Source organism: Geodermatophilus sp. SYSU D01036, from assembly GCF_054050435.1.
In genome coordinates, this window is sequence record NZ_JBJGZJ010000016.1 from 20,029 (window position 1) to 41,977 (window position 21,949).

The window sequence follows — 21,949 nt, forward strand, 5'->3', positions numbered from 1 at the left end:
CGCGGTCCGGCCGTCCGTCCTACCGGCGGACGCGGGGCGCGGGGAGGGGCGCGGGCGGCGCGGCCACCCGTCCGGGGGAGTCAGGAGCGGGCGGCCCACCAGGCGCGCAGCTCGGCCTCGGCCTCGTCGGGCCCGAGCGGGCCGCGCTCCAGGCGGAGGTCCTTGAGGTACGTCCACGCCTCGCCGACCTCGCGGCCCGGCGGGATGCCCAGGATCTCCATGATCGCGTTGCCGTCGAGGTCGGGCCGCACCCGCGCGAGGTCCTCGGCCGCCGACAGCTCGGCGATCCGCCGCTCGAGCGAGTCGTAGGTGGCCGAGAGCGCGGCGGCCCGGCGCCGGTTGCGGGTGGTGCAGTCCGAGCGGACCAGCTTGTGCAGCCGGGAGAGCAGGTCGCCGGCGTCGGTGACGTAGCGGCGCACCGCGGAGTCGGTCCACTCGCCGCGGCCGTAGCCGTGGAACCGCAGGTGCAGGAAGGTCAGCCGGGCGACCGCCTCGACGACGTCCTTGGGATAGCGGAGCGCGGTCAGCCGCTTGCGCACCAGCTTCGCGCCGACCACCTCGTGGTGGTGGAAGGAGACCCGGCCGCGCGGCTCGTGCCGGCGGGTGGCGGGCTTGCCGACGTCGTGCAGCAGCGCCGCCAGCCGCAGCACCAGGTCCGGCGACTCCGCGTCCGGGTCGGCCTTCTCCAGCGCGATCGCCTGGTCGAGCACGGTCAGCGAGTGGGAGTAGACGTCCTTGTGCTGGTGGTGCTCGTCGATCTCCATCCGCAGCGCCGGCAGCTCGGGCAGCACGACGTCGGCCAGGCCGGTGGAGACGAGGAGTTCCAGCGCCGCCCGGGGGGCGTCCTGCAGCAGCGTCTTGGACAGCTCCGCCTGCACCCGCTCCGGGGTGATCCGCGCCAGCTCCCCGGACATGTCGGTCATCGCGCGGACCACGTCGTCGTCCGGGGTGAGCCCGAGCTGGGCGACGAAGCGCACCGCGCGCAGCATCCGCAGCGGGTCGTCGGCGAAGGAGTCCGCCGCCGCGCCCGGGGTGCGCAGCCGGCGGGCGAGCAGGTCGCCGAGGCCGCCGAACGGGTCGGTCACCGTGCGGTCGGGGCCGAGGGACACCGCCATCGCGTTGACCGTGAAGTCGCGGCGGGCCAGGTCGTCGACCAGCGACTCGCCCCACGCCACCTCGGGGTTGCGGGACTCGCGGTCGTAGCGGTCGGCGCGGAAGGTGGTGATCTCCAGCCGGGTGCCGCGCACCTCGGCGCCCACGGTGCCGAAGGCGATGCCCTGGTTCCACGTGGAACCCGCCCAGCCGCGCAGCAGCCGGAGCACCTCCTCGGGCCGGGCGTCGGTGGTGACGTCGAGGTCGCCGGGCGGCGTCGGCGCGCCGCTGCCGGCGGCCAGCAGGGCGTCGCGCACCGACCCGCCCACGAGGTGGGCCTCGAACCCGGCCGCGGCGAAGCGTTCCCCCAGCTCCACCAGCACGGGCGAGACCTCGACCAGCTCGCGCACGGTCTGCTGCACCGCCGAGGGGACGTCCACGGCGGCCGGACGACTCTTCCGCTCCTCGGACACGACGAGCCAGGGTAGTGCGGCGGCTCGCGCTACCCTCCTGGCATGGCAGGCACCGGCGGACGCGGGCGTCCCGGCCGCCGCCTGCGGCGGGTCGACGAGACCTCCGCCGGGGGCCTCGTGGTCGCCGACGACGGCATCTCCGGCCCGCGCGCCGCGCTGATCGGCCGCACCGACCGCCGCGGCCGGCTGCTGTGGTCGCTGCCCAAGGGCCACATCGAGGAGGGCGAGACCCCCGAGGACACCGCCGTCCGGGAGGTCGCCGAGGAGACCGGGATCATCGGCGAGGTGCTCGCCCCGCTCGGGATCATCGACTTCTGGTTCGTCGCCGAGGGCCGCCGCGTGCACAAGACCGTGCACCACTTCCTGCTGCGCGCCATCGGAGGCGCCCTGTCCGACGCCGACGTCGAGGTGACCGAGGTCGCCTGGGTCCCCCTCGACGAGTTGTCCGACCGGCTGGCCTACGCCGACGAGCGGGCGCTGGTCGAGCGGGCGCCCGCGCTGCTCGCCGACAGTGCGTGACCCGGACCGCGACGTCCATCCTCGGCACAGCACCCCCCGGTCCGGGGCCGGCCGGCGCGGGAGGACGGTGACCCGCGTCCTGACGGCGGCCCTGCTGGCCCTGCCGCTCGCCGCCGCCCCCGCGCTCGTCCCGGACGCGGCTCCCGCCGCCGCGGCCCCGGCGACCCCGGCACCGCCGGCCGCGCCCGCGACCGATCCCGAGCGGCCGGTCACCGTCGACCTCACCCGGCTCGACCCGCGCACGGTCGCCCCCGGCGGCACGATCACCCTGGCCGGCACGCTCACCAACGACGGCACCGAGACGATCACCGACCTCGGCGTGCGGCTGCAGCGCGGCCTGGCCGTCACCACCCGCGCCGACCTGCTCGCCGCCGACGCCGACCCCGACCCGGCCACCGCGTTCACCACGCCGTTCCAGCCGCTGCCCGGCCCGCTCGCCCCCGGCGACTCCGCGCCGTTCACCGTCACCGTCACCACCGCCGACCTGGCGCTGGACCGCGACGGCGTCTACCCCGTGCTGGTCAACGTCAACGGCACCACCGCCGACGGCGAGCCGAGCCGGGTGGGCGAGGTCCGCACCCACGTGGTGCAGCAGAGCGCGCCGCCGGCCACCGCCACCGCCGTCGCCTGGCTGTGGCCGCTGGCCGAGCGCAGCCACCGCGACGCCTCCGGCCGGTTCGTCGACGACGGCCTGGCCGAGGCGGTCTCCGACGGCGGCCGGCTCGACCGCGCGCTCTCCGCCGTCGAGCGGCTCCCTGCCGCGGTCCCGCCCGCGGCCACGTCCCTGGCCCCGGTGACCCTCGCCGTGGACCCCGCCCTGGTCGAGGAGCTCTCGGTCATGGCCGAGGGCCCCTACGACGTCGGCGGCGAGGAGGACGCCGGCACCGGCACCGAGGCCGCCGCTGCGTGGCTGGAGCGGCTGCGCGCCGTGGCCGCCGACCACCCGGTGCTCGCCCTGCCCTACGGCGACGTCGACGCCGACGCGCTGCAGGCCGCGGGCCTGGAGGCCGCGCTCACCCGCGCGCTGCCCGGCGCCGCACCCGGGGCGGAGGGCGACACCCCGGAGGGCGGGGGCGTGGTCTCCGGCGCCTCGCCCGGGCCGGCCGGGGCCGCGCTGCTGGCCGACGTCCTCGGGGTCACCCCGCGCACCGACCTGACCTGGGCGGCCGGCGGGGCACTGCGGCCGGACACCCTCGCGACCCTCCGGGAGGGCGGCGTCGAGCAGGTGGTGGTCGCCTCCAGCGCGCTGAGCGACGGCGACGCGGCGCTCGGCATCCCCGGCGGCGGCGCGGCCGCGCGGACCACGGTGCCCGGCACGGACGGCCCGGTCGAGGCCCTGGTGGCCGACGCGGGGCTGTCCTCCGTCGTCGGCACGGCCGACACCGCCGAGGGCGGCCCGCGGGTGGCCGAGCAGCGCTACGTCGCCGAGCTGGTGCTGGTCTCGCAGCAGACGCCCGCCACCCCGGCGGGCCAGAGCGTCCTGGTCGCCCCGCCGCGCGACGTCGACCCCGACCCCGAGACGGTCGCCGCGATGATCACCGACACCGCACTGCCCGGGCTGCGCCCGGCGTCGCTGACCGACCTGTCCGCGGGCCCGGTCGCCGACGCCGGCACGCCGGTGGACCAGGCCGGCGCGGCGGTGCTCGACCCCGCCGGCGTGGCCGGGCTGGTCGCCGCGACCGCGCTGCGCGACGACCTCGCCGGCGCCGTCGTCGAGGAGCCCGCCACCGTCCTCGCCGGGTACGACGCCGCGCTGGCCCGGGCCGCCTCGGTGGCCTGGCGGGACGACCCGTCCGGCTTCACGACCGCCGCCGGGGACGTGCGCGACACCCTGGCCGGGCTGCGCGAGCGGGTGACGCTGGTCGCCCCCGCCGACGGCACCTACAGCCTGGCCTCCAGCGACGCGCCGCTGGTGCTCACCGTGCAGAACGACCTGCCCTTCGCGGTGCGGGTGCTGGTGGAGGCGCGCACCCGCGACAAGGTCGGCCTGACCATCGGCGAGCTCGACGCGCAGGAGCTCGCGCCCGAGCAGCGCACGACGCTGGAGGTCCCGACCGAGGTGCGCCAGTCCGGTCGCTTCGCCGTCACCGCCAGCCTCACCACCCCCGCCGGCGGCCCGCTGGGCGACGACGTCGCGATCCAGGTCCGCAGCACCGCCTACGGGACGATCTCGCTGTCGATCACCATCGGCGCCGCCGTCCTGCTCGGGCTGCTGTTCCTGCGCCGCGGGGTCCTCTTCCTCCGCCGCCGCGGGCGGCCCGAGGAGGAACTGCCCGACGGCGCCGGGGCCGCCTTCCCGCCCAGCCGGAGCCCGGTGTGACCGGCCACCCCCGCAGCGACGAGGACGCACCGGCCCGGGAGCCGGGGGCGCGCCCGCTGCCGCCGGTGCCCCCGCCCGTGTCCTCCCCGCCTCCCGCGGCGGCGTCCCCGGAGGCGGCGGGACCCGCGCCGGAGCGCGACCGGTCCCGGCCGCTGCCCCCGCCGCCCTACCCGGTCGCCCCGCCGCCGGGCTCGGGCCTGCCGGGCACCCCGGCGGCCCGCCGCGCCATGCCCCCGGTGCCGCCGGCCCGGCCCCGGCCGCCCGGGGCGCCCAGCACCGGGGACCAGCCGGGGGCGCGGGCCGACGGACGGCGCCCGGCGGTCCCCGGGGCCGAGGCGCTCCCGCCCGCGGCCGTCCGGCCCGCTCCCCGGCCGCTGCCGCCGGTGCCCCCGCCGGTGCGGCGCCGCTTCATCCCGGCCGACGAGACGCAGGTCATCCCGATCCTGCACCTGCCCCCGGTCCCGCGGCCCGAGGGCGAGACCGAGGAGGAGGCGCAGCAGCGGGAGGGCGCCCCCGGCGGCAGCCGCGGCCTCCTGCGCGCCGCCGGGACCATGGCGGTGGCCACGCTGGTCTCCCGGATCACCGGCCTGCTGCGCACGGTCGTGCTGGCCGCCGCGCTGGGCGTCGGGCTGGTCAACGACGCCTACAACACCGCCAACACGCTGCCCAACATCGTCTACGAGCTGCTGCTCGGCGGCGTCCTCACCTCGGTGATCGTGCCGCTGCTGGTGCACGCGCAGGAGCGCGACCGCGACGGCGGCGTCGCCTACGCGCAGCGGCTGTCCACGGTGGCGATCGCCGGGCTCCTGGTGGTCACCGTGGTCGCCGTCGTCATCGCACCGGCGCTGACGGCGCTGTACGGCATCGAGGACGACCCCGAACAGGTACGGCTGGCCAACTGGCTGGCCCGGATCCTGCTGGTGGAGATCGTCTTCTACGGCGTCGGCGCGCTGGCGCAGGCGATCCTCAACTCGCGCGGGGTCTTCGGGCCGCCGGCGTGGGCGCCGGTGCTCAACAACGTCGTCGTCATCGCCACCGGCGTGCTGTTCCTGATGGCCGGCGGGCCCGGCGACCTCGAGCCGCAGACGATCACCCCCGGCCAGGTGTGGCTGCTCGGCGGCGGCACCCTGCTCGGCATCGCCGTCCAGGCGCTGGTGCTGGTGCCGCTGCTGCACCGGGCCGGCGTGCCGCTGCGGCCCCGGTGGAGCCTGCGCCAGACCGGGCTGCGCGAGGTCGGCGGGCTGGGCCTGTGGGTGGTCCTGTACGTGGCGGTCAGCCAGGTCGGCGTCGTGGTGGCCACCCGCGTGGCCAACGCGGCCGCCCGCGACGGCGGGTTGGGCTCGAGCGCGTTCGCCTACGCCAGCCTGCTGTTCCAGATGCCCTACGGGATCATCGGCGTCGCGCTGCTCACCGCCCTCGTGCCGCGGATGAGCCGCGCCGCCGCGCGGAACGACGTCCCCGGCGTCGTCCAGGACCTCTCCCTCGGCACGCGGCTGTCCGCGCTCGGGCTGCTGCCGGTGGCCGCCGCGCTCACCGTCGTCGGCCCGGCGCTCGGCGCCGTCGCCTTCGCCCGCGGCAACACCTCCGTCGACGAGGCGCAGGGCATCGGCGCGGCCCTCGCCGTCGGCGCGTTCGGGCTGCTGCCCATGGCCGTCACGCTCCTGCAGCTGCGCGTCTTCTACGCCATGAAGGACGCCCGGACGCCGACGCTGATCCAGGTCGGCATGGTCCTCGTCCGCGTGCCGCTGCTGCTGCTGGTCCCGGCGCTGGTCGAGCCCGAGCACGTCGTCGCCGGGCTGATGCTGGCCACCAGCCTCACCTACCTCGCCGGCTGGGTGCTCGGGCACCTCGCGCTGCGCCGGCAGCTCGGCGCCGAGCCGGGCGTGGCGCGGGGCGGCGCGCTCGGCCCGGTGCTGCGGATGGTGCTCGCCGCGGCGGTGGCCGCCGGCGCCGGGTGGGTCGTGGTCCGGGTGACCCACGACGCGTTCGGCACGTCGCTGACGGGCTCGCTCGGCACCCTGTTGATCGGTACCGTGGTCGTCGGCGTCACGGCCCTCGCCGGCTTCGTGCTCGCCCGCGTCCCGGAGCTCCGGGAACCCCTCGCCGCCGTCCGCGCGCGGCTGGGCCGCGGGTGAGCCGCGGACCGGCGGGCACGGACGGCGTCCCCGGGGCAGCGCGCAGCCGGGGGGAGCGGACAGGGGGTCGGACACGTCCATGACGGCGACGATCACCGGCCTCCCCGACCGGTACCGACCGCTGGACGAGGTCGGCCCCGAGGAACGCACCTCGACCGGCGTCATCCACTGCTGGCGCGCCAAGGACCGCATCCTCAACCGCGACGTCGCCATCCGCGTGCACGTCCCCGGCGGCCCCCCGGCGCGCGCCTGGATCGCCCGCGCCCTCACCGCCGGCGGCCTGGCCACCCCCGCGCTGGCGATGGTCTACGACGCCTCGGAGGGCAGCGGCGGCGAGACCGGCGTGGCCTACGTCGTCAACGAGTGGATCGAGGGGCAGACCCTCGCCGAGCGGCTGCGGTCCGGGCCGATGGGCGAACGGGAGGCCCGGACCGTCCTGCGCCGGCTGGCCGAGGGCGTCGCCGAGGCGCACCGGGTGGGCCTGGCCGTCGGCGGCCTGAGCCCCGAGACCGTCGTCCTGCGGCCCAACGGGCTGGTCGGCCTGCGCGCCGTCCCCGCCGCCACGGGCACCGTCCAGGAGGACATCGCCGCCCTCGGCGCGCTGCTCGAGTACTGCCTCACCGGCCGGCAGGCCGGCGTCCCCGGACCCGACGGCGTCCCCGCCGCCGCCCCGGTCATCGCCCAGCCCGACCTCGCTGCGCTCGTCCGCCGCGTCCGCTCCACCGAGCCCGGCGCCCGGCTGGCCAGCGCCGCGGCGATGGCCGCGCTGCTCGCCGATCGCCCGCGGTCCTCGGCCGTGCCGGTCCGCGGCCGCGACGAGAGCGACAGCGGCTGGCTGCGGCGCCTGCGCGAGCACCGCGACGCCGAGCAGGCCCCCACCGTGGCGGCACAGGACGCCGGGGGACCCCAGCGGCTCGACCCGGACACCCTGCCGCCGGTGCCGCTCGGGCCCGCCCGCGCCCTCCCGCCGGTGCCCGCCGAGGACCCCCACGACGTCGACGCCGTCGGCGAGCCGGTCGACGAGGAGGACGGGGACGACGCCGGGGGCTCGCCCGGCCGCCGCCGGTTCCTGGTCGCCGGCCTGCTGCTGGCCGCCCTGGTCGTCGTCGTGCTGCTCGCCTGGTGGGTGGGCACCAACCTGCTCTCGGTCGCCACGAACGTCGACGAGCGGCCCGGCACGCCGGTGGTCCCGTCCAGCAGCGCGCCCGCCGAGGACAGCGCCGCCCCCGCACCGGAGGCCGGCACGCCCCTGACGATCCGCGACGCCACCGTCTTCGACCCCTTCGGCGACGGCGAGCCGGAGAACACCGACGAGGTGCCGGCCACCCACGACGGCGACCCGGCCACCACCTGGTCCACGCTGACCTACCGGGGCTCGGCGGACTTCGGCAACCTCAAGCCCGGCGTCGGCGTCGTCTACGACCTCGGCTCGGCCCAGGCGATCGGCGGCGTCACGCTGACCACGACCACCCCGGGGATCAACGTCGAGGTCCGCACCGGCGAGGCCCCCGACGGCGACCTCGACTCCTTCGCCGTGGCCACCTCCGGCAGCGTCGACGGGACCACCGACCTCGCCTTCGACGAGCCGGTGACCGCGCAGTACGTCCTGGTGTGGGTGACCGGCCTGGTCCCCGCCGGGGACGGCTTCGCCGGCGACCTGGCCGAGGTCGCCGTCACCCCCGCCGCGGGGGAGTGACCTGCACGTCAGCGCCCTGATCACGGGAATCCCGCCCTACGATGCGGCGTTGTGCCACGCGTGATCGACCCCCAGCCCACCCCTGGCCCCGCGACGACCACGGAGGTCCAGTCGCCCGTGATCCCGCCCGCGGAGCACGACGGCGTCCGTGACCTGGTCATCATCGGATCGGGTCCCGCCGGTTACACGGCGGCTGTCTACGCCGCCCGGGCCAACCTCCACCCGCTGGTCTTCGAGGGCTCCCAGTTCGGCGGCGCCCTGATGACCACCACCGAGGTGGAGAACTTCCCCGGCTTCGCCGAGGGCATCCAGGGCCCGCAGCTGATGATGGACATGCGCCAGCAGGCCGAGCGCTTCGGCGCCGAGCTGGTCGCCCGCGACGTCACCGAGGTCGACCTCACCGCCACACCGAAGGTGGTCAAGGTCGGCGACGAGGTGACCCTCGCGCACGCGGTCATCGTCGCCACCGGCTCCAAGTACCGGTACCTGGGCCTCGACAACGAGCAGCGCCTGCTCGGCCACGGCGTCTCCGCCTGTGCCACCTGTGACGGCTTCTTCTTCCGCGACCAGGACATCGTCGTGGTCGGCGGCGGCGACTCGGCGATGGAGGAGGCCACCTTCCTCACCCGCTTCGCCAAGACGGTGACCGTCGTCCACCGCCGCGAGGAGCTGCGCGCCTCGAAGATCATGCAGAAGCGCGCGCAGGACAACGAGAAGATCCGCTGGGCGCTGGGCAAGCAGGTCACCGACGTGCTCGGTGACCGGACCGTCTCCGGCGTGCAGCTGACCGACGTCGTCACCGGCAGCACCGAGGAGCTCCCGGTCAGCGGCGTGTTCGTGGCCATCGGCCACGACCCGCGCAGCGAGCTGTTCGCCGGGCAGCTCAAGCTCGACGACGAGGGCTACATCCAGGTGGAGCACCCCTCCACCCGCACCAACATCGACGGCGTCTTCGCCTGCGGTGACGTCGTCGACCACGTCTACCGCCAGGCGATCACCTCGGCCGGCACCGGCGCCGCGGCGGCCATCGACGCCGAGCGCTGGCTGGCCGAGACCTTCGACGAGCGCTGATGAAGGACCCCCTCGCCCCCCACCGCTCGCAGGCTCGCGGCGGGACCCTGCGAGGGGGCCGTTCCAGCACGTCACCTGGCTCGCGGCCGGACCCTGCGAGGGGGCCGTTCCCGCACGTCACCGCCCCGGGCATACCGCACCCCCTCCGCGGGTTACTCCCCGCGGAGGCCGACAGACCTCGACCGCGACAGAGGAGAACGACCATGGCAGGCAACACCGTGACGGTGACCGACGCGACCTTCGCCAACGAGGTGCTGGGCAGTGACAAGCCCGTCCTCGTCGACTTCTGGGCCGAGTGGTGCGGGCCGTGCAAGATGGTCGCCCCGGTGCTCGAGGAGATCGCCAAGGAGCACGGCGAGAAGCTGACGATCGCCAAGCTCAACATCGACGAGAACCCGCAGATCGCCCGCGACTACCAGGTCATGTCGATCCCGACGATGACGGTGTTCCAGGGCGGCAAGCCGGTCAAGAGCATCATCGGCGCCAAGCCGAAGGGCGCGATCCTCTCGGACCTCGCCGACTACATCTGAGTCGCAGGCTCCGACACACGGCTCCCGAGGGCCCGTCTGGGGAACGTCCCAGGCGGGCCCTCGCCGTTGCCGGGCGGGACCCCCGGCTGGGCCGGGAGGCGTCGCGGAGGCGACAATCGTGGGCACGATGGGTAGCGAGAGCGACATGCAGCCGCTGGGTCCGGGCAGCCACGGAGCCGCCGTCGCAGACGTACAGGCCGCGCTGCGCAGCCTGGGCCTGCTCCAGCCCACCGACAGCGCCGGGCCCGCCGACGGCGTCTACGACGAGGCCACCGCGCTCGCCGTCCGCCACTTCCAGCAGGTCCGCGGGCTGTCGGTGGACGGCCGGGTCGGCGAGGAGACCTGGCGGGCGCTGTCGGAGGCGCGCTGGTCGCTGGGCGACCGGCTGCTGCACCACGACCCCGAGCGGCCCGTGCGCGGCGACGACGTCACCAACCTGCAGGAGCGGCTGCTCGAGCTCGGCTACGACGCCGGCCGCGCCGACGGCATCTTCGGCCGCGAGACCGAGTCCGGCCTGCGGGCCTTCCAGCGCGACTACGGGCTGACCGCCGACGGCACCTGCGGGCCCGCCACCCTGCGGGCGCTGCGCCAGCTCGGCCGCAAGGTGACCGGCGGGCGCCCCCAGCTGCTGCGGCAGAGCGCCGAGTTCGTCGAGAGCGGGCCGCACCTGATCGGCCGGCGCATCGTCGTCGACCCCGGGCACGGCGGCGCCGACACCGGCTTCGCCGCCGGCGAGACCACCGAGGCCGACCTCGTGCTCGACCTCGCCAGCCGGATCGAGGGGCGGCTGGCCGCGGCCGGCGCCACGGTCTACCTCACCCGCGGCCGCGAGCAGAACCCGTTGCCGGCCGAGCGGACCGCGTTCGCCAACGACGCCCGCGCCGACCTGTTCATCTCCCTGCACCTGGACGCCTACGACTCGCCGCACGCCCGCGGGGTGGCCAGCTACTACTACGGCACCGGCTCGGGGACGTCGTCGACGGTGGGGGAGCGCTTCGCCGACCTGGCCCGCCGCGAGGTGGTGGCCCGCACCGGCATGCTCGACCTGGGCGGGCACCCCAAGACCTGGGACCTGCTGCGGATGACCCGGATGCCCGCCGTCCGGCTCGACGTCGGCTACCTGTCGCACCCGGTCGACCGGCTGCTGCTGCTCGACGCCCGGCTCCGCGGCACCGTGGCCTCGGCGGTGCTGGCCGCCGTCCAGCGGCTGTTCCTGCCCGCGGAGGCCGACCCGCCCACCGGCACGTTCGTCCTCCCGCAGAAGGTGTGACGGCTGGGGCGCCTGGCGCCCCAGGTGTGACGGGTCCGTCTCAGTCGCCGTGTCGGACGGGCGCGCGCGGCGGCCTCCCTACACTCGGTCCGTGGCCCCTCTCCCGCCGTCGCACGGCCAGCCGCACCGCACACCGCCGCAGCAGCACGGGCACGTGGTGCCCCGCCACCCGCGGCTGGACCCGCTGGCCGACCGGTACGCAGCCCGCACGCACGGCATGAAGAGCTCGGAGATCCGCGCACTCTTCTCCGTCGTCAGCCGGCCCGAGGTGGTCTCGCTGGCCGGCGGCATGCCCGCCGTCACCGCGCTGCCGCTGGACGCCGTCGGCTCGATGATCGGCGAGCTGGTCAGCGGCATGGGCGCGCAGACCCTGCAGTACGGCTCCGGCCAGGGCGACCCGCGGCTGCGCGAGCGCATCTGCGACGTCATGGCCCTCGAGGGCATCACCGACGCCTCGCCCAGCGACGTCGTGGTGACCGTCGGCTCGCAGCAGGCCCTGGACCTGGTGACCCGCGTCTTCTGCGACCCGGGCGACGTCATCCTCGCCGAGGGCCCGTCCTACGTCGGCGCGCTCGGGGTCTTCCAGGCCGCCGAGGCGCGGGTGGAGCACGTCGCCATGGACGACGACGGGCTGGTCCCGGAGGCGCTGGAGCAGGCGCTGCTCGAGTGCCGGGCCAACGGCGACCGGGTCAAGTTCCTCTACACGGTGCCCAACTTCCACAACCCGGCCGGCGTGACGCTGTCGGAGCCGCGCCGCCAGGCGATCATCGACATCGCCGACCGGTACGACCTGCTGGTCATCGAGGACAACCCCTACGGCCTGCTCGGCTTCGACCACGAGCCGATGCGCGGGCTGCGGGCCCGCAACGCGCAGCGGGTCATCTACCTCGGCTCGTTCTCCAAGACCTTCTCCCCGGGCCTGCGGGTGGGCTGGGTGCTCGCGCCGCTCGCCGTCCGGGAGAAGCTGGTGCTGGCCACCGAGGCGCAGGTGCTCTGCCCGCCCTCGCTCACCCAGTACGCCGTCGCCCGCTACCTGGACACCCAGCCCTGGCGCGAGCAGATCAAGCTGTTCACCGAGCTGTACCGGGAGCGGCGCGACGCCACCCTGGAGTCGCTCGACGCCCTGATGCCCCCCGGCACCACCTGGACCCGGCCCGACGGCGGCTTCTACGTGTGGCTGAAGCTCCCGAACGGCCTGGACGCCAAGCTCATGCAGCCGCGGGCGGTGGGCGCGCACGTGGCCTACGTCCCGGGCATCGGCTTCTACGCCGACGGGTCGGGCCGCGAGTACATGCGGCTGTCCTACTGCTACCCCGAGCCGGACCAGATCCGGGAGGGCGTGCGCCGGCTGGCCCGGGTGATCGAGGCCGAGCTGGACCTGCACTCGACCTTCGACGCCGTCGACACCGGCACCTTCCGCGCCGTCGGCCGGACCGGCAGCACCGCCGAGACCATCGTCGGCCCCGCCAGCAGCGACCGGATCGAGGACTGACGTGACCGAACCCGTGACCGACCCCGCCGCACCGGCCGCCCCCGAGGTCGAAGAGACCCCGCTGCGCGCCGTCGTCCTGGCCGGGGGCCTGACCTTCGAGCGCGAGGTCAGCCTGTCCTCGGGCACCCAGGTGGTGGAGGAGCTGGCCCGCGTCGGTGTCGACGCCGAGCTGCGCGACGCCGATGCCGAGCTGCTGCCCGGTCTGGCCGCCGCCCCCGCCGACGCGGTGTTCATCGCCCTGCACGGCGCCACCGGCGAGGACGGCGCCCTGCGCGCGGTCCTCGACCTGGCCGGCGTCCCCTACGTCGGCTCCCCGGCCGCGGCCTGCCGGCTGGCCTGGGACAAGCCCGCCGCCAAGTCGGTCGTGCGCACGGCCGGGGTGACGACGCCGGACTGGGTGGCGCTGCCGCACAGCACCTTCCGCGAGCTGGGTGCCGGCGCCGTCCTCGACCTCATCGTCGCCCGGCTCGGGCTGCCGCTGATGGTCAAGCCGGCCTCGGGCGGCTCGGCGCTGGGCGCGCAGAAGGTCACGCGCGTCGAGGACCTGCCCGCGGCGATGGTCAGCTGCTTCGCCTACGGCGACACCGTGCTCGTCGAGCGGTTCGTCGACGGCGTGGAGCTCGCCCTGTCGGTCGTCGACCTGGGGGAGGGGCCGCAGGCGCTGCCCGCGGTGGAGATCGTCCCGGAGTCCGGCGTCTTCGACTACACCGCCCGCTACACGCCCGGGCTCACCGAGTACCACGCGCCGGCCCGCGTGTCCGCCGAGGTCGCGGCCCGCGCCGCCGACGTCGCGGTGCGGGTGCACCGGGCGCTGGGCCTCGCGGACCTGTCCCGCACCGACGCGATCGTCTCGCCCGACGGCGAGGTGCACTTCCTCGAGGTGAACGTCTCCCCGGGGCTGACCGAGACCTCGATGTTCCCCATGGCGGTCGAGGCCGCCGGGCACGATCTCGGCGAGGTCCTGTCCGGGCTGCTCACCCGCCGGGCCCGCAGCGCCCGCTGAACCGACGCGACAGAGGCCGGTTTCCGTCGGTGACGGAAACCGGCCTCTCTCGTGTCTGTGGGTCCTACTGCTCCTCGCGACGGCCGGTCAGGTCCGGCGCCATCTGGCCGATGATGCGCTGCAGGTCGTCCACCGAGCCGAACTCGACGACGATGCGGCCCTTGGCCCGGCCGATCTGGATCTTCACCTTCGTCTCGAAGACGTCGGAGAGCCGGCCGGCGAGGTCCTCCACGCCGGGCGCGCTGATCCGGCGGGCGCGGCGGCGGGAGGCCGGCTGCTCGGCCACGGCGAGCGCGACCGCCTCCTCGGTGGCCCGCACCGACAGCCCCTCGGCGACGATCCGGGCGGCCAGGGCCTCCTGCGCCTCGGCGTCGTCGAGGCCCAGCAGCGCCCGCGCGTGCCCGGCGGAGATGACGCCGGCGGCGACCCGGGTCTGCACCTTCACCGGCAGCTTGAGCAGCCGGATGGTGTTGGTGACCTGCGAGCGGCTGCGGCCGATCCGCTGCGCCAGCTCCTCGTGGGTGGCGCCGAACTCCTCGAGCAGCTGCTGGTAGGCCGCCGCCTCCTCCAGGGGGTTGAGCTGGACGCGGTGGATGTTCTCCAGCAGCGCGTCGCGGAGGAGGGCGTCGTCCTCGGTGTCCCGGACGATCGCCGGCACCGTCTCCAGCTCGGCTGCCCGGGCGGCCCGCAGCCGGCGCTCGCCCATGATGAGCTCGTAGGGCGCCCCGTCGTCACCGTCGGTGCGCTCGCGCACGACGATCGGCTGCAGCAGGCCGAACTCGCGCACCGAGTGGGTGAGCTCCTCGAGCGCCTCGTCGTCGAAGACCTGCCGCGGCTGGCGCGGGTTGGGGGCGACGTCGCCGACGGCGACCTCGCGCAGCTGCGCGCCGGGGACGCCGACGGCCGCCGTGCCGGGAGACGACGCGGCCTGCGCGGCGACGGTGGCGGCCGCCTGCGCCGCCGGTGGCAGGAGGGTGACCGGTGCCGGCGCCCCACCCGCCCCGGGCGTCCCGCCCGCCTCGGAGGCGGCGGGAGCCGGGCCGTCGGTCTCGGGCAGCGTCGGCTGCTCGACCGGCGGGGCGGTGGGGATCAGCGCCGCGAGACCCCGGCCGAGGCCGCCACGCTTGCTCATCGGGTCTCCTCGTCGACGGAGCTGGGAACGGGCAGGACGGCGGCGTCGGTGCCGGCGAACGCCGGGTCGGCGGGCCGCGCGGCGCCCGGCCGGACGGCGGGCATGGGCGCGGTCGCCGGCGCGGGAGGCGGCGGCGGGGGGCCCATCGGCCGGACGTCGATCGGCTCCAGGCCGACACCGCGCTCGGCGAGCTCGCGCGCGGCCTCCACGTAGCTGGTCGAGCCCCGCGAGCCCGGGTCGTAGGTGAGCACCGACTGCCCGTACCCCGGCGCCTCGGACACCCGGACGTTGCGCGGGATGACCGTCGCCAGCACCAGGTCCCCGAAGTGGCTGCGGACCTCCTCCGCGACCTGGTCGGCGAGCTTGGTCCGGCCGTCGTACATCGTCAGCAGGATGGTGCGGACGGCGATCCCCGGGTTGAGGTGCGCGCGCACCAGCTCGATGTTGTTGAGCAGCTGGCCCAGGCCCTCCAGCGCGTAGTACTCGCACTGGATCGGGATGAGCACCTCGTCGCCGGCCACGAGCGCGTTGAGCGTCAGCAGGCCCAACGACGGCGGGCAGTCGATGAGGACGTAGTGCGGCCGCTGGTCCTCGGGCAGGCCGTGGATGTACCCCTCGATCGCCCGGCGCAGCCGGTACTCGCGGGCGACGACGGAGACCAGCTCGATCTCCGCGCCGGCCAGGTCGATCGTCGCCGGGACGCAGCGCAGGTTCGGGCTCGCCGTCGTCGGGTGGACGACGTCGGCCAGCGAGCTGTCCCCGACGAGGGCGTCGTAGATCGACGGCGTCCCCACCGTGTGCTCCACGCCGAGGGCGGTGCTGGAGTTGCCCTGCGGGTCGAGGTCGATGACCAGCGCCCGCAGGCCGTAGAGCGCCAGCGCCACGCCCAGGTTGACCGTCGAGGTGGTCTTCCCGACGCCGCCCTTCTGGTTGGCGACGGTGATGACCCGGATGCGTCCGGGTGCGGGGAACGGCTCCTGGTCGGCGGCGTGCAGCACCCGGGTGGCCCGCAGCGCCTCCATCGCGATGGGACTGTCGAAGTCCCCGCCGGAGTGGGCCGCCGAGTCGGCCGCGAGGCTGCTGCGCAGCCGCTGGCCCGGGTCGGTCATCGCGGGTCCTCCCTGCCGACCCGTTTCACGTGGAACGGGACGGGTACCTGGACGCGTTCCACGTGGAACGCCGTCGTCGTCCCGCGGGGCCTCACCGTCGGCCCCGCGTCATCACCACCACGGTAGTGGCAGCGTCCCCCAGCTCCGCGCCGACAGCCCGGACGTGGACGTCGCGCATGCCCGCGGCCTCCAGCTCGGGCAGCAGCGCGGGCAGCTCCTCCACCGCGCGGGCGCCGACGAGGGCCACCAGCTGGGCGCCCGGCCGCAGCAGGCCGCGGCTCCAGCCGACCAGCCGGGGCAGCGCGGCGACCGCCCGGGCGGTGACGACGTCGACCGGGCCGACCGTGGTCGCCACCGAGCGCTCCTCGGCGCGGCCGCGGACCACCCGCCACGGGGCGCCGAGCTCGGCGACGACCTCCTCGAGGAACTCGACCCGGCGGGCCATGGGCTCCACCAGGGTCATCCGCAGGTCCGGCCGGGCCAGCGCGAGCGGGATCCCGGGGAGGCCGGCGCCGCTGCCGACGTCGACCACCCGGGCCCCCTCGGGCACGGCCTCGGCGACGGCCGCGCTGTTGAGCACGTGCCGCTCCCACAGCCGCGGGACCTCCCGCGGGCCGATCAGCCCGCGGGTGACGCCGTCGGAGGCGAGCCGGGCGACGTAGCGCTCGGCGCCGGGCAGCCCCGCCCCGAAGACGGCGGCGGCGACCTCCGGGGCGGGTGGGGCGGACGGGACGGGAGTGCCGATCACCGCTCCGGCAGGACCACGACGCGGCGGTTGGGCTCCTCGCCCTCGGACTCGCTGCGCACCCCGCTGACACCGGCGATGACGTCGTGGACGACCTTGCGCTCGAAGGGGTTCATCGGCGCCAGCCGCTCGGGCTGCCCGGTGCCGGCGACCCGGCGGGCGGCCTCGGCGGCCTTGGAGGTGAGGTCCGCGCGCCGCCGGGCCCGGTAGCCGCCGATGTCGAGCATCAGCCGGCTGCGGACGCCGGTGGCCTGCGCGACGGCCAGCCGGGTGAGCTCCTGCAGCGCCTCCAGGACGGAGCCGTCGGAGCCGACGAGGTCGTCGAGGTCCCCGCCGACGATGGCGACCGAGGCCCGGTCGCCCTCCACGTCGAGGTCGATGTCGCCGTCGACGTCGAGGATGTCGAGCAGCCGCTCGAGGTAGTCCCCGGCGACGTCGCCCTCGCGGACGAGCAGGTCGGTGCCGGTGGCGGCGCGGCCGTTCCCCGAGGGGGCGGGCGCGACCTCGTCGGTGGGCTCGAGGACGGCGTCGGTGCTGTCGTCGTCGGCGTCGGGGAGGTCGGGGGTCTCGGCCGGTGCGGTGTGGTTCGGGACGCTCACGGAGGTACCTCCAGTCGGTGCGGCAGCCGGGGCGGGCCCGGAGGTCGGAGGCCGGAGGGCGCGGGGTCGCTGCTCCTCGCGGCGAGTCCGCGGCGGCCGGCGTCGGGGACGCCGTCGCCGCGGACCGGGGTCTAGCGGCGCTTGCGCTTGCCGCCGGTGCCGGCGGGCCGGCCGTGCGGGCCGCGGTTCGCGGGCCGGGGGGTGCGGTTCCCGCCGGGGCGGCCGCCGGAGGCGGTCCCGCCCGCGGCGGTCGCCCCGCCGGCCGTACTGCCGCCTGTGCCGTTCACGCTGCCGGTGCCGTTCGCGGTGCCGCCGGCCGTGCTGCCGTCCGCCGCGGCGCCGTCCGCCGCAGCGCCGTCGGTGCCGCCCTTGGTCAGCTCGACGCCGGCTCCCGCCGGCCGGCCGCCCTTGCCGCGCACCGGCTTGGCGCCGGGCTTGGGGGCGAGCGTCTTCGGGTCGATCGCGGGCTTCTCGGCCTCGGCCTTCGCCTTGGCGGCGGGGCTGCCGGGCGGGGGCATCTTGCGCAGGATGAAGAACTGCTGGCCCAGGGTCCACAGGTTGTTCGTCATCCAGTACAGGAGGACGCCGATGGGGAAGAAGAAGCCGGTGACGAAGAGGCTGATCGGCATGCCGTAGAGCAGCAGCTTCTGCACCATCGCGGCCTGGCCCTCGACCGGGCCGGAGCGCTTCATGATCTGCTTCTGCGTGACGTAGGTCGTCACGCACATGACCACCATGAGGATGAGCGCGACCGTGCGGATACCGGCCTGGGTGACACCGGGCAGCGCGAGGACGGCCTCGGCCTTGGCCCCCGTCATGTTGAACGACGACGAGATGGGCGCCACCCCGAACAGCTCCGCCTTGGCGGCCTGGTCGGTGAGCTCGTCGCTCCAGCTGTAGAGGCCCTGGGCACCGGGCTGCAGCCGGCGCAGCACGTGAAACAGCGCGAGGAAGACCGGGATCTGCGGGAGGATCGGCAGGCAGCCGGCCAGCGGGTTGACCCCGCGCTCCTTCTGCAGCGCCATCATCGCCTGGCTGAAGCCCTGGCGGTCCGCGCCGTACTGCTTGCGCAGCTTCTGGATCTCCGGCTGGATCTCCTGCATCGCCCGCTGGCTCTTGATCTGCTTGACGAACAGCGGGAACAGCAGCAGCCGGACGGTGACGACGAGGAACACGATCGACAGCGCCCAGGTGATGCCGGCGGCCGGGTCGAGGAACGTCGAGAACACCGAGTGCCACGTCTTCATGACGAAGGCGATGGCGGTGTAGAGCCAGTCAAGCAACGGAGGACTCCTCCTGCGGGGCCCGGCTGGACGCCGGCGGGGTCTCGGGGGCGGGGCGACGGGCACCGTCGGGGGCGGGCACGCCGGCGGCGGGCGCCGCGGGTGCCGCTGTCATCGACGTGCGGCCGTCGCCGCCGGTTCCGGGGCGTGTCCGGTCCGCGCGCGGCGCGGGGACCGGGTCGTAGCCGCCGGGGTGCCAGGGCGCGCACTTGAGCAGCCGCCGCAGCGCCAGCCACGACCCGCGGGCGGCGCCGTGGACAGCGACCGCCTCGGCGGCGTAGGCGCTGCAGGTCGGGGCGAAGCGGCAGCGCGGGGGCAGCGCGGGGCTGATCGCGCGGGAGTAGAAGCCGACGGCGGCCAGCAGCGCGCGGGCCACGGGTCCGGGACGCCGGGTCGCGGGGGCGCTCACGAGGACCGCGTCCGCTCGGTCGCCGGCCGGGAGCGCTCGGCGAGCACCCGGTCCAGGCCGGCGGCCAGGTCGCGGCGCAGCTGCGCGGAGGTCGCCGTCGCGGCGTCGGGACGGGCCCGGACGACCAGGTCGGCGCCGGCGGGCAGCCGGCCGAGCTCCTCGCGCACGGCGGCGCGCAGCTGCCGGGTCACGCGGTGCCGGACCACGGAGTTGCCGACCGCCTTGCCGACCACGAACCCGGCCCGGGGCCCGGCGGGCGCGCCGTCCCCGGGCACGCCGAGACCCCCGGCCGTGCGGGCCGAGGGTCGGACGGGGAGGTAGTGGAGCACCATGGTCGGCCGACCGGCACGCCGGCCCGACCGGACGACCGCGGTGAACTCCGGACGCCGGCGCAGGCGGGCCTGCGCGGGCAGCACCTCAGGCGGAGAGCTTCTCGCGACCCTTGCGGCGGCGGCCGGCGAGGATCGCGCGGCCTGCGCGGGTGCGCATCCGCAGCCGGAAGCCGTGGGTCTTGGACCGGCGGCGGTTGTTCGGCTGGAAGGTGCGCTTGCTCACGGGGTACTCCTACGGCAGGACATCGGTGGTGCGGCCGGCCGGTGGGCAGGCACGCGGCGGGGCTCCGGGAGAGGCGGCGGGGCCACTCCGCGGGACCCCGCGAGGCTGGCGCTGCGGATCCCGGTGCCAGCGGCCCGGTCCACAGACTCCGACCAGCATAACCGAGGACGGCGGCGCCCGAGGACGCCGATCCCGCGGTCCCGGTCACGCGACCGGCTCGCCGACGGCGACCCGCCAGGCTGCACCCTCCGGGCGGACGGTCGGTGTCGGCACGCCGACCGCCCGGGGGCGACACGCCGGACGACACGCACACCGGCCGTCCCAGGCGTCCCCGGACGTCGTTGCCGGGCTGTGGACGGGGCTGTTAGCGTCGCCGTCGCTCCGGTCCGGGCAGACCGCCCGGCACGGGGGCCGACCACCCGGTCGACCTGACCGCAGTCCGCCTCGAGCCGTATCACGACCTCCCTCCCGACCAGCGACGACACCGCTGCGACCTGGACATCCACAGGTCGACACGGCGCCATGTCGCCGGTCGTGCACAGCCTGTGGACACTGGTGTGGAACCCGGGTGTCCAGGATGTCCACTTCCCGGGCAGCCGTGGCACCGGGGACGCCGGCTCCTGGGGACGCCGGAGGTCGTACAGCGGGGACGAACTGCAAGGGGAGGACACGGTCATGGCCGATGCCACGGTGGACCTGGCGGAGGTCTGGGACTCGGTCCGCGAGCGGCTGGCGACCAGCCTCACCCGGCAGCAGAACGCGATGCTCAACCTGACCCGGCCGGTGGGCCTGGTCGGGGGCACCGCCGTGCTCGCCGCGCCCAACGAGTTCACCCAGACCGTGCTCGAGTCGCGGATGCGCCGGGTGCTGGCCGAGGCGCTGTCCGAGCAGCTCGGCCGGGACATCGGCGTCGCCATCCAGCTCGAGGACACCCCCGCCTCCGCGCCCGCGCCCGAGGAGCCGCCGACCCGCCGGCCGTGGACGCCGGTCGACGCCGGCCCCAGCGACGAGGACCGCGAGCGGGCCGACGACGGCCGCAGCGCCTTCGGGGTGCGCAGCGACGCGCGGCCGCTCGACCGCGCCGGCTTCGAGCCCGCGCCGTACGAGCCGGGCCCCTACGAGCCGGCCCCGTACGAGGCCGGTCCCTTCGAGCCCTACGACGCCGGCCGGGCCGACGCCGCCCGCCGGGACGCCGCGCGCCGGGAGGCGCCGTCCCCGGCCGACGTCCCGCCGCCCGCCGGTGACGGCGTGGGGGAGTGGGGCGGCACCGACTGGAGCCCCGCGAGCCGCGGGCGGACCGGCCGCCGCCGCGGCCCGCGCGTCGGGGAGGGTGCCGAGGTGCTGCCCTTCGACCTCGGGGACGTCGTCCCCGACGGCGCCGACGAGCCCGGGCCGCAGCGCGGCGGGTCCCCCGGCCGCACGTCCGGCACCGCGGTGCCGCTGTTCGGTGACCGCCGTCCGCCGGCCGGCCTGGACCCGGGGCTGAACCCGAAGTACGTCTTCGACAGCTTCGTCATCGGCAACAGCAACCGGTTCGCCCACGCCGCGGCGGTCGCCGTCGCCGAGGCCCCGGCGCGGGCCTACAACCCGCTGTTCGTCTACGGCGACTCCGGGCTGGGGAAGACGCACCTGCTGCACGCGATCGGGCACTACGCGGCGCGGATGTTCCCCAACGTGCGGGTGCGCTACGTCAGTACCGAGGAGTTCACCAACGAGTTCATCAACCTGGTGCACTCCGGCCGGGCCGAGGACTTCCGCCGCCGCTACCGGGACATCGACTTCCTGCTCATCGACGACATCCAGTTCCTGGAGCGCGCCGAGCGGACGCAGGAGGAGTTCTTCCACACCTTCAACACGCTCCACAACGCGAGCAAGCAGATCGTCATCACCTCCGACCGGGCGCCGAAGAAGCTGACGACGCTCGAGGACCGGCTGCGCACGCGGTTCGAGTGGGGGCTGATCACCGACGTCCAGGCGCCGGACCTGGAGACCCGGATCGCGATCCTGCGGAAGAAGGCCTACGGCGAGCGGCTGCAGGTGCCCGACCCGGTGCTGGAGTTCATCGCCAGCAAGGTGCAGACCAACATCCGCGAGCTCGAGGGCGCGCTGATCCGGGTCACCGCCTTCGCCAGCCTCAACAAGCAGCAGGTCGACCTGCCGCTGGCCGAGCTGGTGCTCAAGGACCTCATCAGCGACGAGCAGGGCCCGCAGATCACCGCGGCGATCATCATGGCCGCGACCGCGGAGTACTTCTCCGTGACGATGGAGGAGCTGCAGGGCTCCAACCGCAGCCGCACGCTGGTCAACGCCCGCCAGATCGCGATGTACCTGTGCCGGGAGCTCACCGAGCTGTCCCTGCCGCGGATCGGCGCCTCCTTCGGCGGCAAGGACCACACCACGGTCATGCACGCGGTCAAGAAGATCACCAACCTGATGAGCGAGCGCCGGGCGACCTACACCCAGGTCACCGAGCTGACCGCGCGCATCAAGAGCCGCGCCCGCCAGTAGCCCCAAGG

The 21,949-nt window shown here is 75.8% G+C and carries 19 protein-coding genes; 10 read left to right on the top strand and 9 right to left on the bottom strand.

Going from position 1 to position 21,949, the window contains the following annotated elements; genetic code table 11:
- Positions 1–80 precede the first annotated feature (80 nt).
- The gene (locus ACI8AR_RS16000) at positions 81–1,565 is read right to left on the bottom strand and encodes a CCA tRNA nucleotidyltransferase (RefSeq protein ID WP_457051905.1); all 1,485 of its coding nucleotides are present in this window, start codon (positions 1,563–1,565) and stop codon (positions 81–83) included.
- A gap of 42 nt (positions 1,566–1,607) precedes the next feature.
- On the opposite strand from ACI8AR_RS16000, the gene ACI8AR_RS16005 reads away from it, so the two are divergent.
- From ACI8AR_RS16005 to ACI8AR_RS16045, 9 genes are all read left to right on the top strand, one after another.
- Positions 1,608–2,084 (top strand): NUDIX hydrolase, encoded by a 477-nt coding sequence (locus tag ACI8AR_RS16005; RefSeq protein ID WP_387988621.1) that lies wholly within the window; start codon positions 1,608–1,610, stop codon positions 2,082–2,084.
- 67 nt (positions 2,085–2,151) lie between these two features.
- Positions 2,152–4,404, top strand: coding sequence for a DUF6049 family protein (locus tag ACI8AR_RS16010; protein WP_457051906.1), 2,253 nt, complete (start codon positions 2,152–2,154; stop codon positions 4,402–4,404).
- Positions 4,401–6,539: a murein biosynthesis integral membrane protein MurJ gene (murJ, locus tag ACI8AR_RS16015; RefSeq protein WP_457051907.1), complete on the top strand. Its 2,139-nt coding sequence runs from the start codon at positions 4,401–4,403 to the stop codon at positions 6,537–6,539. The genes ACI8AR_RS16010 and murJ overlap by 4 nt, the downstream gene beginning before the upstream one ends.
- Positions 6,540–6,618: 79 nt before the next feature.
- Complete coding sequence (locus ACI8AR_RS16020) at positions 6,619–8,235, top strand: hypothetical protein (protein WP_457051908.1); 1,617 nt, start codon at positions 6,619–6,621, stop codon at positions 8,233–8,235.
- 117 nt (positions 8,236–8,352) lie between these two features.
- The gene (gene trxB / locus ACI8AR_RS16025; RefSeq protein WP_456937201.1) at positions 8,353–9,306 is read left to right on the top strand and encodes a thioredoxin-disulfide reductase; all 954 of its coding nucleotides are present in this window, start codon (positions 8,353–8,355) and stop codon (positions 9,304–9,306) included.
- A gap of 203 nt (positions 9,307–9,509) precedes the next feature.
- The gene (gene trxA / locus ACI8AR_RS16030; RefSeq protein WP_387988625.1) at positions 9,510–9,836 is read left to right on the top strand and encodes a thioredoxin; all 327 of its coding nucleotides are present in this window, start codon (positions 9,510–9,512) and stop codon (positions 9,834–9,836) included.
- A 127-nt stretch (positions 9,837–9,963) separates the two neighbouring features.
- On the top strand, positions 9,964–11,106 hold the full coding sequence (locus ACI8AR_RS16035; protein ID WP_457051909.1) for an N-acetylmuramoyl-L-alanine amidase: 1,143 nt from the start codon (positions 9,964–9,966) through the stop codon (positions 11,104–11,106).
- 91 nt (positions 11,107–11,197) lie between these two features.
- On the top strand, positions 11,198–12,598 hold the full coding sequence (locus ACI8AR_RS16040; RefSeq protein WP_457051910.1) for an aminotransferase-like domain-containing protein: 1,401 nt from the start codon (positions 11,198–11,200) through the stop codon (positions 12,596–12,598).
- 1 nt (position 12,599) lies between these two features.
- On the top strand, positions 12,600–13,601 hold the full coding sequence (locus ACI8AR_RS16045; protein ID WP_457051911.1) for a D-alanine--D-alanine ligase family protein: 1,002 nt from the start codon (positions 12,600–12,602) through the stop codon (positions 13,599–13,601).
- Positions 13,602–13,665: 64 nt separating this feature from the next.
- Here the strand turns inward: ACI8AR_RS16045 and ACI8AR_RS16050 are convergent, their stop codons facing one another.
- The 8 genes from ACI8AR_RS16050 to rpmH all read right to left on the bottom strand — a co-directional run bounded on the left by ACI8AR_RS16050 (position 13,666) and on the right by rpmH (position 19,433).
- The gene (locus tag ACI8AR_RS16050; RefSeq protein ID WP_457051912.1) at positions 13,666–14,733 is read right to left on the bottom strand and encodes a ParB/RepB/Spo0J family partition protein; all 1,068 of its coding nucleotides are present in this window, start codon (positions 14,731–14,733) and stop codon (positions 13,666–13,668) included.
- Positions 14,730–15,842, bottom strand: coding sequence for a ParA family protein (locus ACI8AR_RS16055; RefSeq protein ID WP_457051913.1), 1,113 nt, complete (start codon positions 15,840–15,842; stop codon positions 14,730–14,732). The genes ACI8AR_RS16050 and ACI8AR_RS16055 overlap by 4 nt, the downstream gene beginning before the upstream one ends.
- Before the next feature lie 91 nt (positions 15,843–15,933).
- Positions 15,934–16,590 carry a 16S rRNA (guanine(527)-N(7))-methyltransferase RsmG gene (rsmG, locus tag ACI8AR_RS16060; RefSeq protein WP_457051914.1) on the bottom strand — a complete coding sequence of 219 codons (657 nt, stop codon included), beginning with the start codon at positions 16,588–16,590 and terminating at the stop codon, positions 15,934–15,936.
- Complete coding sequence (locus tag ACI8AR_RS16065; RefSeq protein ID WP_457051915.1) at positions 16,587–17,186, bottom strand: Jag family protein; 600 nt, start codon at positions 17,184–17,186, stop codon at positions 16,587–16,589. Before ACI8AR_RS16065 ends, rsmG begins: the two co-directional genes overlap by 4 nt.
- Before the next feature lie 131 nt (positions 17,187–17,317).
- On the bottom strand, positions 17,318–18,469 hold the full coding sequence (gene yidC, locus ACI8AR_RS16070) for a membrane protein insertase YidC (RefSeq protein ID WP_457051916.1): 1,152 nt from the start codon (positions 18,467–18,469) through the stop codon (positions 17,318–17,320).
- The gene (gene yidD / locus ACI8AR_RS16075; protein ID WP_457051917.1) at positions 18,462–18,878 is read right to left on the bottom strand and encodes a membrane protein insertion efficiency factor YidD; all 417 of its coding nucleotides are present in this window, start codon (positions 18,876–18,878) and stop codon (positions 18,462–18,464) included. The genes yidC and yidD overlap by 8 nt, the downstream gene beginning before the upstream one ends.
- Positions 18,875–19,294 (bottom strand): ribonuclease P protein component, encoded by a 420-nt coding sequence (gene rnpA, locus ACI8AR_RS16080; RefSeq protein ID WP_457051918.1) that lies wholly within the window; start codon positions 19,292–19,294, stop codon positions 18,875–18,877. The genes yidD and rnpA overlap by 4 nt, the downstream gene beginning before the upstream one ends.
- Before the next feature lies 1 nt (position 19,295).
- A complete protein-coding gene (rpmH, locus tag ACI8AR_RS16085) occupies positions 19,296–19,433 on the bottom strand; it encodes a 50S ribosomal protein L34 (protein ID WP_040338882.1) in 138 nt (45 codons plus the stop codon).
- A gap of 675 nt (positions 19,434–20,108) precedes the next feature.
- Here rpmH and dnaA point away from each other — a divergent pair.
- Positions 20,109–21,941, top strand: coding sequence for a chromosomal replication initiator protein DnaA (gene dnaA, locus ACI8AR_RS16090; RefSeq protein ID WP_457051919.1), 1,833 nt, complete (start codon positions 20,109–20,111; stop codon positions 21,939–21,941).
- Positions 21,942–21,949 lie beyond the last annotated feature (8 nt).